The sequence below is a fragment of the Micromonospora sp. WMMA1947 genome (genome assembly GCF_027497355.1).
Lineage (GTDB): Bacteria > Actinomycetota > Actinomycetes > Mycobacteriales > Micromonosporaceae > Micromonospora.
This window is the reverse complement of record NZ_CP114909.1, coordinates 2,433,243-2,448,228: the sequence shown is the minus strand read 5'-3', so window position 1 is coordinate 2,448,228 and position 14,986 is coordinate 2,433,243. Positions and strand designations below refer to the sequence as shown.

The following is a 14,986-nucleotide window of genomic DNA, read 5'->3' as shown; positions in this document are numbered from 1 at the left end:
GTGGAGGAGCTTGCGGGGGAGTTCGAGGCGGAACGAGGGCGCCTGCTGGCGGTCGCCCAGCGGATGCTGGGGAGCCGCAGCGAGGCCGAGGACGCGGTGCAGGAGACCTGGCTGCGCTTCTCCGGCGCGCTGAGCGACCCGGAGGAGCGCGCCCACGTACGCGACCTGCGCGGCTGGCTCGTCACCACCTGCTCCCGGATCTGCCTGGACGTGCTCCGCTCCGCCCGGGTGCGCCGGGAGGCGTACCCGGGAGTGTGGCTCCCCGAGCCGGTGGTCACAGCGGTGCCGGCGGCGGACGGGTTCGCGCCCGACCCGGCCGAGCGGGCCGTGCGGGCCGATCAGCTCGGCACCGCGCTGCTGGTGGTACTGGAACGGCTGACGCCGGAGCAGCGGGTGGCGTTCGTGCTGCACGACGTGTTCGCGGTGCCATTCGCCGACGTGGCGGACGTGCTCGCGGTGACGCCGGAGGCGGCCCGTCAGCTGGCGTCGCGCGCCCGGCGGGCGGTGCACGGGCCGGACGTGCCCCGGCACAGCGCCGACCTCGCCGAGCAGCGGCGCGTGCTCGCCGCTTTCGCCGCCGCGGTGGAGTCGGGTGAGCTGGAGCAGCTGGTCCGCGTGCTCGCCCCGGACGTGGTGTCGATCGGCGACGCCGGCGGTCACTTCCCGGCCGGGCGCCGGCCGGTGGTCGGTGTCGACTCGGTCGCCCGCCTGCTCCTCGGCCTGTACGGCCAGGCCCGGCAGCGGGGTGGCCTGCGCGGGCGGCCGGTGCTGGTGGACGGGACGCTCGGCTGGCAGTCGGAGTTCTTCCACCGGGACGGGCGGCCCATCCGGATGGTCACCTCGTTCGCCGTCCACGAGGGGCGGGTCACCGGCGTGTTCAACCAGCTCAACCCGGCCAAGGTCAGCGAGCTGCCGCCGCTGGGGCCGGACGCCGTTTGGCCGCCGCGCTGGTGAGCCGGCTCAGACCACCAGCGCCAGCCACTTCCGGTACGACGTGGCGAACGGCTCGGTGCCGTCGCCGAGCGCGCCGAGCAGCCAGCGGGACGCGGCCTCGGCCTCGGTGACCACGTCGTCCGGGTAGCCCCAGCGGGCCCGGTGCACGGCGAACTCGTCCTCGTCGCGCAGCTCGACCAGGCCGGTCTCGCGGCGGCGCACCACGTCCAGGTCGAGGTCGATCAGGTGGACGGTCTCCCCGCCCTCCCAGCGGGCCGGGGTGGCGATGTCGCAGTAGACCTCGCTGGTGCGCGGCGGCGGGTTGAACATGCCGGTCCACCAGCCGTGGTGGGGCACCAGCAGGACGAACGGGATCTGCTCGACGGACGGGCGGCCGTGGTAGACGGACTCGGTGCCGGCGGGCACGCCGAGCCAGACGCCGAGGTCGTCCTCGGCGAGCCGGCGGGCCGGGTAGTCGCGGTGGGCGCTGCCGTCGTACTTGCGGTAGATCACGCGGACCACATCGCTCGGCATGCCTGGCACCCTAACCGATTCCGGCCACGCCACGCGATCGGGAGGTAACCGGACGCGACCCGCCGTCCCGCCACGCCGCCGGAGTGGCCGGACCCCCGTCGGGGGCGGCGGGTACGGTCGCACGGTGACCCCGTCCCGCACCGCCACCGGCCCGGCCGTCCCGAAGAAGCGCCGAGGTGGCCGCGCCGGTGCCGGGGAGCTTCTGGCCGCCGCGGTCGGCGCGGTTCCCGGCGGCGCGACCCGGCCGGGTCAGCAGCAGATGGCCGAGGCGATCGAGCAGAGCATCGTCTCCGGCGAGCACCTTCTCGTGCAGGCCGGCACCGGCACCGGCAAGTCCCTGGCCTACCTCGCTCCGGCGCTGACCGTGGACGGGCCGGTGGTGGTCTCCACCGCCACGCTGGCGTTGCAGTCCCAGCTCGTCGAGCACGACCTGCCCCGGCTGGCGGACGCGGTCGAGCCGGTGCTGGGCCGCCGCCCCACGTTCGCCGTGCTGAAGGGGCGCCACCACTACCTGTGCCTGGCCCGGCTGGACAGCTCGGTCGAGGACGAACCGGACGACGCGCTGTTCGACGCCCCACGCCCCGGCAACGGCGGCACCAAGTGGCTCGGTGAGGCGGGCCGCCTGGGCAAGCAGGTGCAGCGGCTGCGGGACTGGGCCGAGGAGACCGCCACCGGCGACCGGGACGAGCTGGACCCGGGCGTGGACGACCAGGTGTGGCGCAGCGTCTCCATGCCGGCCCGGGAGTGCGTCGGCGCGAGCCGCTGCCCGTTCGGGCAGGAGTGCTTCGCGGAGGCGTCCCGGGCGCGCGCCCGCGAGGCCGACATCGTGGTCACCAACCACAGCCTGCTCGCCGTCGACATGCTCGCCGGGCGCCACATCGTGCCGCCGCACAAGCTGCTCGTGGTCGACGAGGCGCACGAGCTGGCCGACCGGGTCTCGTCGGCCGCCCAGGCCGAGCTGGTGCCGGAGTTGATCGACAGGTCCACCCGGCGGGCCCGGCCGCTGCTGCGCCCGGACGTGGCCGAACGGCTCACCGAGGCCGGTGACGCGCTGGCGGTGGGGCTGGCCGAGGCACCGGCCGGGCGGCTCACCGCCGGTCTGCCGCCGGCGCTGCGCGAGGCGTGCACGCTGCTGGACTCGGCGACCCGGGCCGCGCTGGAGGCGATCGGCGACGTGAAGTCCGACGACCCCGACCCGGTCCGCAAGCAGCAGGCCAAGGCCGTGCTGGACGAGCTGTCCACCACCGCCCAGCGGCTGCTGGAGGAGGCCGACCACGACGTCGCCTGGGTCGAGAAGCCGGACAACGGCAGCCGCCGGGCGCTCGTCGTCGCGCCGCTGTCGGTGGCGGGCACGCTCGCCACCCACCTGTACGACGAGCGCACAGTGGTCGCCACCTCGGCGACGCTGGCGCTGGGCGGGCGTTTCGACACGGTGGCCCGGGCGCTGGGGCTGGACGCGCCGCCGCCCGCACCGCCGTCCCCGGCCGCCGCCGCGCTGGCGACAGCCGCCGCCGCGGGCCGGTCCCCGGTCACGCCGCCGGTGGCCGCCACCGAGGGCAGCCGGGCGTCGATCGGCACCGTACCGGCCACCGAGGGGCCGGGCTGGAGTTCGCTCGACGTCGGCTCGCCGTTCGACTACGCCCGGCAGGGCATCCTGTACGTCGCCGCGCACCTACCCCGCCCCAGCGTCTCCGGGCTGCCCGGCCCGGCAGGTGAGGAGTTGCTGGCGCTGGTCGAGGCGCTCGGTGGTCGTACCCTCGGGCTCTTCTCGTCGCGACGGGCCGCGCAGCAAGCGGCGGAGCTGGTCCGCGCGCGGACCGACCTGCCGGTGCTGCTCCAGGGCGAGGAGGCACTGCCGCTGCTGGTACGCCGGTTCCGCGAGGTGCGGGAGAGCTGCCTGTTCGGGGTAATGTCGCTCTGGCAGGGGGTGGACGTGCCGGGCGACGCCTGCCAGCTCGTGGTGATCGACAGGTTGCCGTTCCCCCGCCCGGACGAGCCGCTCGCGGCAGCGCGGGCGGCGGCGGTGGACGCCGGTGGCGGCTCGGGTTTCGCGGCGGTGAGCGTGCCGATCGCGGCGGTGCGGCTGGCCCAGGGCGTCGGCCGGCTGATCCGGGCCACCGGCGACCGGGGCGTGGTGGCGGTGCTCGACTCGCGGCTGGAGACGGCTCGCGGGTACGGCCCGTTCCTGCGCCGCTCGCTGCCGCCGTTCTGGTACACCACCCGTCCCGAGGTGGCCCGGGGCGCGCTGGAACGGCTCGCCAAGAGCTGACGCCCGCGCCTCCCCGGATGGGGTGACGCGGGCGTCAAGGGGTGCCGGCGGGTCAGGGCGCCTGGGAGGCGACCACCACCGCGTCCGGCGGGGTGTCCGGCACAGTACGCGCGGCGAGCCGCCGCACCGCGGTGTTCAGGACGGCGATCAGCGGCACCGCGACCAGCGCGCCGGCGATGCCGGCGAGCACCACTCCGGCGGCGATGCCGATGATCACGGCGAGCGGGTGGATGGCCACCGCGCGGCCCATGATCAGCGGCTGGAGCACGTGGCCCTCGACCTGCTGTACGCCGATCACCGCGCCCAGGATGATCAGGGCGGTCACCGGGCCGCTGTCGACCAGCGCCACCAGCACGGCCACCACGCCGGACAGGAACGCACCGACGATCGGGATGAACGCGCCCAGGAAGACCAGTGCGGCCAGCGGGAACGCGAACGGGATGTCGAACAGCACCAGGAAGATGCCGATGCCGACCGCGTCGATGAAGGCCACGAGGACTGTGGCCCGCACGTAGGCACCGAGCGTCGCCCAGGACGCGCGACCGGCGTCGTCGACCTTCCAGCGGGCGGCCACCGGGAGCAGCCGGACCAGGAACCGCCAGATGTTGTTGCCGTCGCGCAGGAAGAAGAACGTGGCGAACAGGACCAGGACGGTGCCGGTGAGCACCTCGGCGAGCGTGGCGGCGGTGCTGAGCGCACCGCTGGTGAACCGCTCGGTGTTGCCGTTGATCCAGTTCTGCGCCTCGTTGATGTAGCGGTCGAGCTGGCTGTCGGACAGGTGCAGCGGCCCGGTCTTGAACCAGTCCTGGATCTGCCGGACGCCCTCGGAGGACTTCTGGCTCAGCTCCGGTACGCCCTTGATGAACTCGTTCACCACGAGCGTCAGCGTGCCGACGACGGCGGCCAGGCCACCGACCAGCACCACCGCTGTGGCCAGCGAGCGGGGCAGCCGGGCCCGGAGCAGCCAGCCGACCGCCGGTGCGAGCAGCGCGGAGAGCAGCAGCGCGACGGTCAGCGGGATGATCACGATGCTGATCGTGCCGATTATCTTGAGCAGGGCCCAGGTGACGATGCCGATCACGATCAGGCGCCAGCACCACGCGGCGGCGATGCGCAGCGCGTGCGGCACCTCCGTGTCGTCCCGGCTCACCGTCGAGGAGTGCATCGCCGCCGGCGGCTGGGCGCCCACCACCGTCGCTTCCGGCGCGGCGGGCGGCCCCGGGGTTGCCGGCGTGGCCACGCCCCCGTCCGCCGCCTCCGCCGCCTCCGCCGCGGCCCGCCGGGTTCGCGTCGCCTCCCGGCCCGACTCGTACGCACGGCGGAGCCGTCCGCGCATCCGCTCCATGCGGCTCAAGCGCACCTCCGGCAAAGTCGGCCCCATCAGGTCGCAGGGGGCACAGGATACGTCCGTACGCCCCACCCTAGGGCGACTCGGCCACACATTGCCCGCCCGGCACTCGCGCCAACCACGCCGGGATCGACAGTCGGCCACGCGGTAGCGTCTTCGCGTGACCGCCGACCAGAGTCTCGACGCCGGGCTGCCGATCCGCCTGCTGCACGACCGCGTGCTGGTGCGTACCGAGGGCGCGGAGGGGGAACGCCGTTCGACCGCCGGCATCGTGATCCCCGCGACGGCAGCCGTGGGCAAGCGCCTGGCCTGGGCCACAGCGGTCGGCGTCGGGCCGAACGTCCGCGCGATAGTGGCCGGTGACCGGGTGCTGTTCGACCCGGACGACCGCTCCGAGGTCGAGTTGCACGGCCGGGCATACGTGCTGCTGCGCGAGCGGGACGTGCACGCCGTGGCGGCCGAGCGGGTGGAGAGCACCGCCGCCGGTTCCACCGGTCTCTACCTGTAGCCGCGCGGCGGCACCGGTAGCTCTCCGGCGGCGCCGTTTGCGGCGCTGCCCGGCGGGAAGCCCAGGCACCTCAGCGCGCCCTGGGGAGGGACACCATGCCGGTAGTGATCAAGAAGATCCTCGCCTGGGGATTCCTCGCGTTCCTGATCTACTTCATGGCGTTCCGGCCGGACGGGGCGGCGCAGGTGTTCAAGGGCATCGGCGGCGCGCTGATGGCCATCGCCCAGGGTCTCGGCGACTTCCTGACCGGTCTGATGAGCTGACCGGCCCCGGACCTGCTCTCAGCGCCAGGGCGCGCCCGGACCGGGCCAGCCGCCCGGGCCGTAGCCGCTCGGCGGGAAGGCGGGCGGCGGGGCCAGCACCACCGGGATCGGCACCACCGGGTCGTCCGGCGCCTCGACCGGCCGCTGCGAACCGTCCGGGAACCGCAGGTGGTAGCGCTGACCGTCCCACACCCCGACCGGCGCCTGCGGGTCACGACCGACGAAGAACGACCGATACGCGGTGATCGCGTCCAGCAGCTCCCGTTCCTCCCGTGCCGTCCGCTCCCGCTCGGCGGGCTTGCGGTCGAGCCCTCGCCGCATGCCGTCGCGCAGCAGCGCCAGCCGGGTCGCGGCGAACTGGTAGCCGCGCATCGCGCGTACTCCCCCGTCACCGGCGACCCGCCGGGCCCAGGTACGCGCTGCGTGCCGGCGGCCCAGGCTGCCCAGCGCCGCCACCTCGGGCGGGGTGAGCCAGCCCGCGCGGACGTAGTCGGGCAGTGTGCGCTCGGTGAGCCGGCCCTCCCAGGCGCGCAGCCAGATCGCCAGCCCCACCATGGCGAAGAAGATCGGCACCATCACGCCGATGTAGCCGTACAGCACGATCACCGTCTGTCCGGTGGCCTGGGCCAGCGAGGGCAGCAGGTTCCAGGTGCCGTGCAGGATCATCGCCAGCAGCAGCCCGGCGAGCGGCGCGAGCACCCGCACCCGGCGGTCGGCGGTACGCGCTGCGACACCAAGCCCGACGCCGGTCATCGAGGTGAACAGCGGGTGGGCGAAGCCGAACAGCAGGATCCGGACGATGAAGATCGCGATCACCTGCTGCGCGCCGGTCGCCGGACCGTACTGCTCCACGCCGGTGCGGTAGCCGTACCCGCCCAGGTAGAGGATGTTCTCGACCATGGCGAAGCCGACCGCGGAGAGCCCGCAGTAGACCAGGCCGTCGGTGATCCCGGAGAACTCCCGGCGCCGGAAGATCAGCACCAGGAGCGGGCCGGCCGCCTTTGTCAGCTCCTCGATGAACGGGGCGACGAGCACCGCGGTGAGCGCCGCCGGCAGCCCCCAGTCGTCGAACAGCCGCGCGCCCGTCGTGTTCACCAGCAGCGAGATCGCGGTGGAGACGAAGGCACCCCAGGCGAAACAGAAGATCAGGTATTTCAGCGGCTCGGGCTCGTAGCGGTCGAGCCACAGGAAGCAGGCGACCAGCACCGGCACCGGCAGGATCGCCGCGACCAGGCCCACCAGCAGCGCCTCCGCGCCCAGGCTCTCGCCCAGCGTGAAGACCATGAACAGCGCCCCGGCCGCGATCAGCAGCACCACCCCGGCCAGCACCAGCACCCGCCGCCAGCCGATCCGGCGCCGCGGCATCCCGGGCGTCGGCGCCCCCGCGTGCGGGGCGAACGGCGCGTGCGGTGGCGGCGGCGCTGCGCCGGGCGGGGTGTCGGCCATGCGGTCAGCGTAGTCACCCACGACCCACTGGTCCGGTCGCATCGAGGCCGTTATGCTCCCGAACAGGTCACGAGCGCCAGCGTCAAGCCCCGGCTTGCTGGCCGGCAACCCTCGTCGAGGTTCGCGGTGGGGTGCCCCGGGTGATGACCGGGCCCGGTGCCGCTCCGCGCTCCGGGCAAGCGCGGACCCCGTCCCGGCACCCCGGGGTCCCCTGTGACCCGGGAGGCTCCGGCATGACCCTCACCCTCGTACCCCCGCTGTCCGTGCTGCCCGCGCCGGTGCGCCCCGACCCGCTCGGCGTGCTCGGCGTACCGGGGGAGATCAACCTGGACCACGCCGCAAGCGCGCCGTGCGCGCGAGCCGCGGCCGACGCGGTGGCTGGGCTTCTTCCCTGGTACGCGAGCGTGCATCGCGGCGCGGGCGCGCTGTCGCGGCGGTGCACGCTGGCCTACGAGTGGGCCCGGCAGACGGTCGGCGACTTCCTCGGCGCCCGCCCCGACGACCATGTGATCTTCACCCGGAACACCACCGACGCGCTGAACCTGCTGGCCCGGGCGTTGCCGGCCGGCACCACGGTGATCACGTTCGGCGGCGAGCACCACGCCAACCTGCTGCCCTGGCCGCGCGGCTCGGTACGGCTGCCGGTGCCGGACAGCCCGGCCGGCGCGGTCCGGTCCCTCGCGGCGGCGCTCGGCGAACTCGCCCGCGACGCCCGCCCCGGCCTGCCCGTGCTGGTCGCGGTCACCGGCGCCGGCAACGTCACGGGCGAGTGCCTGCCGGTCGCCGACCTGGCCCGGGTGGCCCACCGGTACGGCGCCCGCATCCTGGTCGACGCCGCGCAGCTCGCCCCGCACGCACTGGTCGACCTGACCGCGCTGGACGTGGACTACGTGGCAGTGTCCGGGCACAAGCTGTACGCCCCGTTCGGCGCGGGCGTGCTGGCCGGGCGCGCGGACTGGCTGGACGCCGGTACGCCGTACCTGGCCGGCGGCGGCGCCACCAGCCACGTCGGCGCCGCGACGCACGACGTGCGCTGGACGACCGGCCCGGCACGGCACGAGGCCGGCACCCCCAACCTGCTCGGCGCGGTGGCGCTCGCCGCGGTCTGCGAGGCCCTCGGCGCGGCCGACCGGGACGCGCTGCACGCCCGGGAGCAGGCGCTGCTGGCCCGGCTGCGTACCGGGCTGGCCGCGCTGCCGGACGTGGTGGAGCTGCGCATGTTCTCCCCCGAAGCACCCCGGGTGGGCATCGTCAGCTTCGTGGTCGCCGGACGGGACTCCGCCGAGGTGGCCGCCCACCTGGCGAGCCGGCACCGGATCGGCGTATGGGACGGGCTGTTCTGCGCCCACCCGCTGACCCGGCGCCTGCTGGCCGAGGCCGCCGCCCGTACCGGCCGCACCGACCTGCCGCCGACCGCCCTGCGAGCCAGCCTGGGCCTGGGCACCACAGAGGCCGAGGTGGACACCCTCCTGGCGGCCCTGACCACCCTCCCCTAGCCCTCCGCCCCCTAATCTCGCCGCGCCCGCACCGCCCGCCCCGTCGATCATGAAGTTGACCGTCTCGGAGAACGCTCTCCCGCCAGCCAACCTCATGATCACCACACAGAGGCCCGGAAGGGGGCGACAGCGTGGGTCAGCCGACGGGTGGGGCGGTGGGTGGGTGGGCGGCGGGGTTCTGGGCGGCGGGTTCGCCCTGACGGTTCTCGCCGAACGCCTGCCGCACCAGCCGGTTCGCCTCGTCCTGCTCGATCCCGGAGGCCACCAACAGGTCGCTCGCCGTGGTCCGTACCTGGGCGATCACCACGCTCCCGGAGAAGCCCACCCCCTCGGCGTACGCCCGGCCGGCCTCACTCACCGCGCGCAGCGACCGTTCCCGGGCCTGTTCCGGCTCCTGCCCGGCGGCGAACTCCTGCCGGAGCAGGCGTACCGACTCGGCCAGGTGACCGACCGCGTCCGGCATCGGCTCGGGGACCGGCTCGTCGTCCTCGATCATGGTGACGGCGCGGCGGATCAGCGTGCCGCTGTTGCGCATGGCCCGGTCGATCGGTTCGGCGGCCTCGGCGTAGTGGGTCAGCTCGCCGCGCCGGTGCCAGCGGGCCGGGGAGAGCGTGCTCGTCTCCTTGGCACCTTCGATCGCCTCGGAGAGCGCGGCCAGTTCCTCCTTGTTCTCGCGCAGCCGGAACAGGGCCCGCTGGGCCGCGCCCCGGTCCCGGTTGCGCAGCGCCTCGGCGCCCGCGTCGAGCTGGTCGGCGAGCAGGTCGAGTGCGGGCCGGGCGGCCCGGTTGATCACCCGTAGCGGGTTGAGCGGCAGCAGGACGGCGGTGACCAGCAGCGCGATGCCGCCGCCGAGGAGCGCGTCGATGAAGCGGGGGAACTCCAGGTTCTCGGTGGACGGGCTGAGCGTCACGATCAGCACCGCCGTGGCCGCCGCCTGGATGACGATGGCCACGCTCGCCCCGGCGAAGATGCTCAGCAGGATCGCCGAGGTCACCACGAGCGCGAGCTGCCACGCGCCGGTGCCGACGAAGTAGATGAGCGCGTCACCGACGAGCACGCCGACGGCCACGCCCGCGATCAGCTCGACGGTGCGGCGGAACCGCTGCCCCACCGAGGCGGCCAGCGTGCCGACAGCGGAGATCGGGGCGAAGACCGGCTGCGGGTTCTTCAGCAGCCGGTGCGAGACCAGGTACGCCAGGCCGGCGGCGAGCCCGGCCTGCACCGCCAGGCCGAACGCGGTCCGGACCCGGTGCAGCCGGTCGTGCAGGGTCGCCTTGCCCCGGTGCCGCAGCTCCTCCATCGCGGAGGCGATCCGCTGCCCGTCACGGTCGGCCTCCCCGTCACGCAGCTTTCCACGACGCAAGAACTGCAGACGTCCGTCCCGGCCCATGGCCGGTACTACCCGTACCACCCCGGCTGAATCCCTGCGCCCGGGCCGGAGTGGGGCAGACTGCACCCGGTGGACGATCTGACGGCACGGTGGCGGGAGACGGCGCGGGCGGCGGGCGCGACCGATCCGGCGGGAGTCGACCGGGCCGGCGCCCGGTTGCTGGCGGGCTGGCGGGAGCCGCACCGGCGCTACCACGACGAGGCGCACCTGCGGGCGGTGCTCGACGTGGTCGACGCGTACGCCGGTCTGGCCCGCGACCCCGGCCTGGTCCGGCTGGCGGCGTGGTGCCACGACGCGGTCTACGACCCGCGCGCCGCGGGCGACGCCAACGAGCGGGCCAGCGCCGACCTGGCCGGCGAGCTGCTGGCCGCCGCCGGGCTCCCGGCCGCGACGGTGACCGGGGTACGCCGCCTGGTGCTGCTCACCGCCGGTCACGTGGTCGGGCCGGACGACCCGGACGGCGCGTTGCTCTGCGACGCGGACCTGTCGGTGCTGGCCGCCCCGGCGGAGCGCTACGACAGGTACGCCGACGCGATCCGCGCCGAGTACGCGCACGTGCCCGAACCGGACTTCCGTGCCGGGCGGGCCGCGGTGCTGCGGCACCTGCTCGCCCTGCCGGCGCTCTACCGCCTACCCGAGCCGCACGCCCGCTGGGAGGCTCCGGCCCGGGCCAACCTGTCCCGGGAGCTGGCCGGTCTCGGCTGAGACGCGGTGCTTCGGGCGGCGCAGACCGGCGTCCCGCAGCAGCCGGACGATCTCCCGCGAGGGCACGACCGTAGCGCCGAGCCAGACCGCCGTCCGGAACCGCTCGGCGGGCACGTCGTAGTGGTCCCGGTCGAAGCCGCGCCGGGGCGCGCCGAGCATCTCGGCGAACGCGTGCAGCTCGGCGTACGAGACGTCGCTGATCAGGTGCGACCAGAGCCGGCCGCGCCAGGGCACGGCGGGTGGGTCCAGGTAGAGCACGGCAACAGACGCTACGCCGGTAGCCTTCCCGGCATGGCCGCCCATCCCCTCCTCGACGACCTGCGGGCCGCGCTCGGTGACGCCGCCGTGCTGACCGACCCGGACCTGCTGGCCGGGCACGAGCGCGACGAGGCCGACCTGTGCGACTCCGGCACCCCGCTGGCGGTGGTGCGTCCCCGCGACACCGACGAGGTGGTGGCGGTGGTCCGGGCGGCCGGGCGGCACGGCGTACCGGTGGTGCCGCAGGGCGCACGGACCGGGCTGGCCGGCGCGGCGAACGCGGTCGCCGGTGCGGTGGTGGTGAGCACCGTGGCGATGGACGCGGTCCGGGAGATCGACCCGGTCGGCCGGATCGCTGTGGTGCAGCCGGGCGTGGTGAACGCGGCGCTCGCCCGCGCGGTACGGGAGCACGGCCTCTGGTATCCGCCGGACCCCGGCTCCTGGGAGTCGTCCACGATCGGCGGCAACGTGGCCACGAACGCCGGTGGCATGTGCTGCGTGAAGTACGGCGTGACCAGCGAGTACGTACTGGGCCTGGAGGTGGTGCTCGCCTCCGGCGAGGTGCTGCGCACCGGGCGGCGCACCGCCAAGGGCGTCGCCGGGTACGACCTGACCCGCCTGTTCGTGGGCTCGGAGGGCACGCTCGGCGTGATCACCGAGGTGACCGTGGCGTTGCGCCCGGCCCCGGAGGAGTCCCTGACGCTGGTAGCGGTCTTCCCCACCGTGGCGACGGCCGGCGGCGCGGTGGCCGGGATCGCCGAGCGCGGGCTCACCCCGAGCCTGCTGGAACTGCTGGATCGGACCCATCTGCGCGCGATCGAGGCGTACCGGCCGATGGGTCTGCGTACCGACGCCGAGGCGCTGCTGCTCGCGGCGGTGGACACCGGCGCCCGGGCCGCCGACGACCTGGCCCGGCTGGCCGAGGTGTGCACCGCGGCGGGCGCCGACGAGGTCTACGCGGCGACCGACGCGACCGAGGCCGCGGCCCTGCTCCAGGCGCGGCGGCTGGCCCACCCGGCGATGGAGCGGTTCGCGGCCGAGACGTTCCCGGGTGGCAACGGCGGCCTGGTCATCGACGACGTGGCCGTGCCGCGCGGCCGGCTGGCGGAGCTGCTCGACGGGGTGGCCCGGATCGCCGAGGCGTGCCAGGTGCCGATCGGAGTGGTCGGCCACGCGGGCGACGGCAACATGCACCCGAACATCGTGGTCGACCGGGCCGATCCGGCGAGCCTGGCCCGGGGGCGGCGGGCCTTCGACGAGATCATGCGGCTGGGGCTGGACCTGGGCGGCACCTGCACCGGGGAGCACGGCGTCGGGCTGCTCAAGCGGGACTGGCTGGCCCGCGAGATCGGCCCGGTGGGCGTACGCGTGCACCAGGCGATCAAGGCGGCGCTGGACCCGGCCGGGCTGCTCAACCCCGGCAAGGTGTTCTAGCTCTTGTCCACCGCCGGTGTGGCCTGGGTGACGAGCAGCAGCACGTCGTAGGCCACCTTCGGCTTGGGCTCGCCCGGGCAGTCCTGGATCGTGACTGTGAGGTCCGGAGGCACGAGCAGCGTCGACGTCAGCACACCGATGCAGCCCTGTTTGTAGCTGCGGGCCTGGTCGGTCTCCTTCGCGATCGCCGGGTCCGCGAGCATCCGCTGGAGCCGCTTCGTCTGCTCCGGGGTCAGCGTGCCGGTGGCGTCCACGCCGTCACCGGCGCAGTCGCGGCACTGCCAGCGGCCGGACGGGTCGACGTCGAGGTTGCGGACCGGGCCGTCGCCGAGCCGCTGCACCAGGGAGACGCGCTTACCCGCAGGTGTCGGGCCGGCCGCGCCAGCCGCTCCGGGCGTGGTGGCACCCTCGGCCCGGCCGAAGGAACAGCCGGTCAGCGCCAGCAGGACGACGACGGACAGAGCGGGGACGCGCAACCAGGACGGGCGAACCACGCGGGGAAACCTACACTTCCGTAGGTAGCGCGCACTACCGGCCGAGTGGCCCGGGTCGGGGATCCACTACCTGGGGGAGGCCGGAAGTTCAACGCCCGGGCCGTCGGTCCCACGGTCTGCTGCGAATCCACGCACATCGGGCGCGCCGAGGCGGGCCGCGTCGGCCGCGATGTCGTCCGGCATGAGCTGCGACTCCCGCTCGGCCAGCACCCGCGCCCGGTAGTGGGCGACCTCCCGGTCCCGGGTCGCCTCGTCCCAGCCGAGCACCGCGCCCATCAGCTCGGCGGCGTGCTCCGCCGACTCCAGGCCGCGGTGGCTGGTCTCGATCGAGATCCGGGTACGCCGGGTGAGCACGTCCTCCAGGTGCAGCGCGCCCTCGGCGCGGGCCGCGTACGTCACCTCGGCGGCCAGGTACTCCGGTGCGCCGGCGAGCGGCGAGCCGAGCAGTGGATCGGCGTCGACCAGGGCGAGCAGGTCCAGGGTGAGGGTGCCGTAGCGCTCCAGCAGGTGCTCGACCACCCCGACCGCCACCCCGTGCCGGCGGGCCAGGTCGGCCCGGTCCCGCCACATGGCCGCGTACCCGTCGGCGCCGAGCAGCGGCAGGTCGGCGGTACGCGAGGGGCGGGTCCGGCCGAGCCGGTGCATCGCGCGGTCGACCACGTCGGAGGCCATCACCCGGTAGGTGGTGTATTTCCCGCCCGCCACCAGCAGCAGGCCGAGCATCGGCTCCACCACCGCGTGCTCGCGGGAGAGCTTGGAGGTGGAGTCCGCCTCGCCGGCGAGCAGCGGACGCAGCCCGGCGTAGACGCCCTCGATGTCGGCGGTGGTCAGCGGCCGGTCCAGCACCGTGTTGACCTGCGACAGCAGGTAGTCGATGTCGCTCGCGGTGGCGGCCGGGTGGGACCTGTCGAGTTGCCAGTCCGTATCGGTGGTGCCGATGATCCAGTGCCCGCCCCAGGGGATCACGAACAGCACGCTCGTCGCGGTACGCAGGATCAGGCCGGTCTCGCCCACGATCGCCGAGCGGGGCACCACCAGGTGCACCCCCTTGGAGGCCCGGACCCGCAGCTTCGGGCGCAGCCCGACGTCGTTGAGCATCCGCGACATGTCGTCGCTCCACACCCCGGTGGCGGCGATCACGGTGCGGGCGCGTACCTCGAACTCGGCGTCCGGCGAGCCGGCGGGCGCCTCCAGGTCGCGGACCCGCACGCCGGTGACCTCCCGGGCCTGCCGGGTCAGGCCGACCGCGCGGGCGCTGGTCACCACCGTCGCGCCGAGGCTCGCCGCGGTACGCGCCAGCGTCACCACCAGGCGGGCGTCGTCGACCTGGCCGTCGTAGTAGCGGATCGCGCCGGCCAGCTTGTCCGGCCGAAGGCTGGGGAAGATCCGGCGGGTGCCCTCGCGGGTGAGGTGCCGGTGCAGCGGCATGCCACGCCCGCCGCCGAAGATCCCGGCGAACGCGTCGTACGCGGCCACGCCGAGGCCGTAGTAGGAGCGGCGGAAGATCCGCCGGGGCAGGTCACGCGCGCCGCCCTCGGCGGGCAGCGGCACCAGGATCGGCACCGGCCGGACGAGATGCGGCGCGAGCCGGGTGGCGAGCAGGCCCCGCTCGGTCAGCGCCTCGTGGACCAGGTGGAACTCCAACTGCTCCAGGTAGCGCAGGCCGCCGTGGATCAGCTTGCTGGACCGGCTGGACGTGCCGGCGGCGTAGTCACGCGCCTCGACCAGGGCGACCTTGAGCCCACGGGAGGCGGCGTCGAGCGCCGCGCCCGCTCCGGTCACGCCACCGCCGATGACCAGCACGTCGAACCGCTCGGCCCGGAGGCGGCGCAGGTCGTCGGCGCGGCGCTCGGCGGAGAGCTGGCCTGCGGTGGATCGGGACACACTCGGGTCACGCACCAGTCCACG

14 protein-coding genes and 1 riboswitch are annotated in these 14,986 nt (G+C 74.7%); of the genes, 7 read left to right on the top strand and 7 right to left on the bottom strand.

The window, feature by feature from the left end:
- Complete coding sequence (gene sigJ, locus O7604_RS11780) at nt 1–954, top strand: RNA polymerase sigma factor SigJ (RefSeq protein ID WP_269703817.1); 954 nt, start codon at nt 1–3, stop codon at nt 952–954.
- Nucleotides 955–960: 6 nt separating this feature from the next.
- Here the strand turns inward: sigJ and O7604_RS11775 are convergent, their stop codons facing one another.
- Nucleotides 961–1,467 carry a DUF402 domain-containing protein gene (locus tag O7604_RS11775; RefSeq protein ID WP_269703816.1) on the bottom strand — a complete coding sequence of 169 codons (507 nt, stop codon included), beginning with the start codon at nt 1,465–1,467 and terminating at the stop codon, nt 961–963.
- 124 nt (nt 1,468–1,591) lie between these two features.
- Between O7604_RS11775 and O7604_RS11770 the strand changes: the two genes are divergently transcribed.
- Nucleotides 1,592–3,736 carry an ATP-dependent DNA helicase gene (locus O7604_RS11770; RefSeq protein ID WP_281579644.1) on the top strand — a complete coding sequence of 715 codons (2,145 nt, stop codon included), beginning with the start codon at nt 1,592–1,594 and terminating at the stop codon, nt 3,734–3,736.
- A 52-nt stretch (nt 3,737–3,788) separates the two neighbouring features.
- On the opposite strand, the gene O7604_RS11765 is transcribed toward O7604_RS11770, so the two are convergent.
- Complete coding sequence (locus O7604_RS11765) at nt 3,789–5,117, bottom strand: AI-2E family transporter (RefSeq protein ID WP_269703814.1); 1,329 nt, start codon at nt 5,115–5,117, stop codon at nt 3,789–3,791.
- A 127-nt stretch (nt 5,118–5,244) separates the two neighbouring features.
- On the opposite strand from O7604_RS11765, the gene O7604_RS11760 reads away from it, so the two are divergent.
- Both O7604_RS11760 and O7604_RS11755 read left to right on the top strand, forming a co-directional pair.
- Nucleotides 5,245–5,592 carry a co-chaperone GroES gene (locus O7604_RS11760; protein ID WP_013288840.1) on the top strand — a complete coding sequence of 116 codons (348 nt, stop codon included), beginning with the start codon at nt 5,245–5,247 and terminating at the stop codon, nt 5,590–5,592.
- 95 nt (nt 5,593–5,687) lie between these two features.
- Nucleotides 5,688–5,855, top strand: coding sequence for a hypothetical protein (locus O7604_RS11755; RefSeq protein ID WP_013288841.1), 168 nt, complete (start codon nt 5,688–5,690; stop codon nt 5,853–5,855).
- Nucleotides 5,856–5,873: 18 nt separating this feature from the next.
- Here the strand turns inward: O7604_RS11755 and O7604_RS11750 are convergent, their stop codons facing one another.
- On the bottom strand, nt 5,874–7,343 hold the full coding sequence (locus tag O7604_RS11750) for a PrsW family intramembrane metalloprotease (protein ID WP_281579643.1): 1,470 nt from the start codon (nt 7,341–7,343) through the stop codon (nt 5,874–5,876).
- A gap of 23 nt (nt 7,344–7,366) precedes the next feature.
- Nucleotides 7,367–7,489: riboswitch (SAM riboswitch) on the top strand.
- Nucleotides 7,490–7,534: 45 nt separating this feature from the next.
- Between O7604_RS11750 and O7604_RS11745 the strand changes: the two genes are divergently transcribed.
- Nucleotides 7,535–8,797 (top strand): aminotransferase class V-fold PLP-dependent enzyme, encoded by a 1,263-nt coding sequence (locus tag O7604_RS11745; protein ID WP_281579642.1) that lies wholly within the window; start codon nt 7,535–7,537, stop codon nt 8,795–8,797.
- Nucleotides 8,798–8,933: 136 nt separating this feature from the next.
- Here the strand turns inward: O7604_RS11745 and O7604_RS11740 are convergent, their stop codons facing one another.
- Entirely contained in the window at nt 8,934–10,187 is a 1,254-nt protein-coding gene (locus tag O7604_RS11740; RefSeq protein ID WP_281579954.1) for an FUSC family protein, read from the bottom strand.
- Between the two features lie 69 nt (nt 10,188–10,256).
- Here O7604_RS11740 and O7604_RS11735 point away from each other — a divergent pair, with 69 nt between their 5' ends.
- Nucleotides 10,257–10,892, top strand: a complete 636-nt coding sequence (locus tag O7604_RS11735) for a metal-dependent phosphohydrolase (RefSeq protein ID WP_281579641.1) — start codon at nt 10,257–10,259, stop codon at nt 10,890–10,892.
- On the opposite strand, the gene O7604_RS11730 is transcribed toward O7604_RS11735, so the two are convergent.
- The gene (locus tag O7604_RS11730; protein ID WP_269703805.1) at nt 10,818–11,150 is read right to left on the bottom strand and encodes a DUF4031 domain-containing protein; all 333 of its coding nucleotides are present in this window, start codon (nt 11,148–11,150) and stop codon (nt 10,818–10,820) included. The two genes, O7604_RS11735 and O7604_RS11730, sit on opposite strands and share 75 nt — an antisense overlap.
- 33 nt (nt 11,151–11,183) lie before the next feature.
- On the opposite strand from O7604_RS11730, the gene O7604_RS11725 reads away from it, so the two are divergent.
- Nucleotides 11,184–12,584, top strand: coding sequence for an FAD-linked oxidase C-terminal domain-containing protein (locus tag O7604_RS11725; protein WP_281579640.1), 1,401 nt, complete (start codon nt 11,184–11,186; stop codon nt 12,582–12,584).
- Here the strand turns inward: O7604_RS11725 and O7604_RS11720 are convergent.
- Together O7604_RS11720 and O7604_RS11715 are read right to left on the bottom strand one after the other, a co-directional pair.
- Complete coding sequence (locus O7604_RS11720; RefSeq protein WP_281579639.1) at nt 12,581–13,078, bottom strand: hypothetical protein; 498 nt, start codon at nt 13,076–13,078, stop codon at nt 12,581–12,583. The two genes, O7604_RS11725 and O7604_RS11720, sit on opposite strands and share 4 nt — an antisense overlap.
- 66 nt (nt 13,079–13,144) lie before the next feature.
- Nucleotides 13,145–14,962, bottom strand: a complete 1,818-nt coding sequence (locus O7604_RS11715; protein ID WP_281579953.1) for a glycerol-3-phosphate dehydrogenase/oxidase — start codon at nt 14,960–14,962, stop codon at nt 13,145–13,147.
- Nucleotides 14,963–14,986: the final 24 nt, after the last annotated feature.

What these genes read in the sequence shown, in the direction of transcription:
- O7604_RS11775 (WP_269703816.1), bottom strand. Translation starts at nt 1,467, where the DNA reads ATGCCGAGCGATGTGGTCCGCGTGATCTACCGCAAGTACGACGGCAGC.
- O7604_RS11765 (WP_269703814.1), bottom strand. Translation starts at nt 5,117, where the DNA reads ATGGGGCCGACTTTGCCGGAGGTGCGCTTGAGCCGCATGGAGCGGATG.
- O7604_RS11755 (WP_013288841.1), top strand. Translation starts at nt 5,688, where the DNA reads ATGCCGGTAGTGATCAAGAAGATCCTCGCCTGGGGATTCCTCGCGTTC.
- O7604_RS11750 (WP_281579643.1), bottom strand. Translation starts at nt 7,343, where the DNA reads ATGCGACCGGACCAGTGGGTCGTGGGTGACTACGCTGACCGCATGGCC.
- O7604_RS11745 (WP_281579642.1), top strand. Translation starts at nt 7,535, where the DNA reads ATGACCCTCACCCTCGTACCCCCGCTGTCCGTGCTGCCCGCGCCGGTG.
- O7604_RS11740 (WP_281579954.1), bottom strand. Translation starts at nt 10,187, where the DNA reads ATGGGCCGGGACGGACGTCTGCAGTTCTTGCGTCGTGGAAAGCTGCGT.
- O7604_RS11725 (WP_281579640.1), top strand. Translation starts at nt 11,184, where the DNA reads ATGGCCGCCCATCCCCTCCTCGACGACCTGCGGGCCGCGCTCGGTGAC.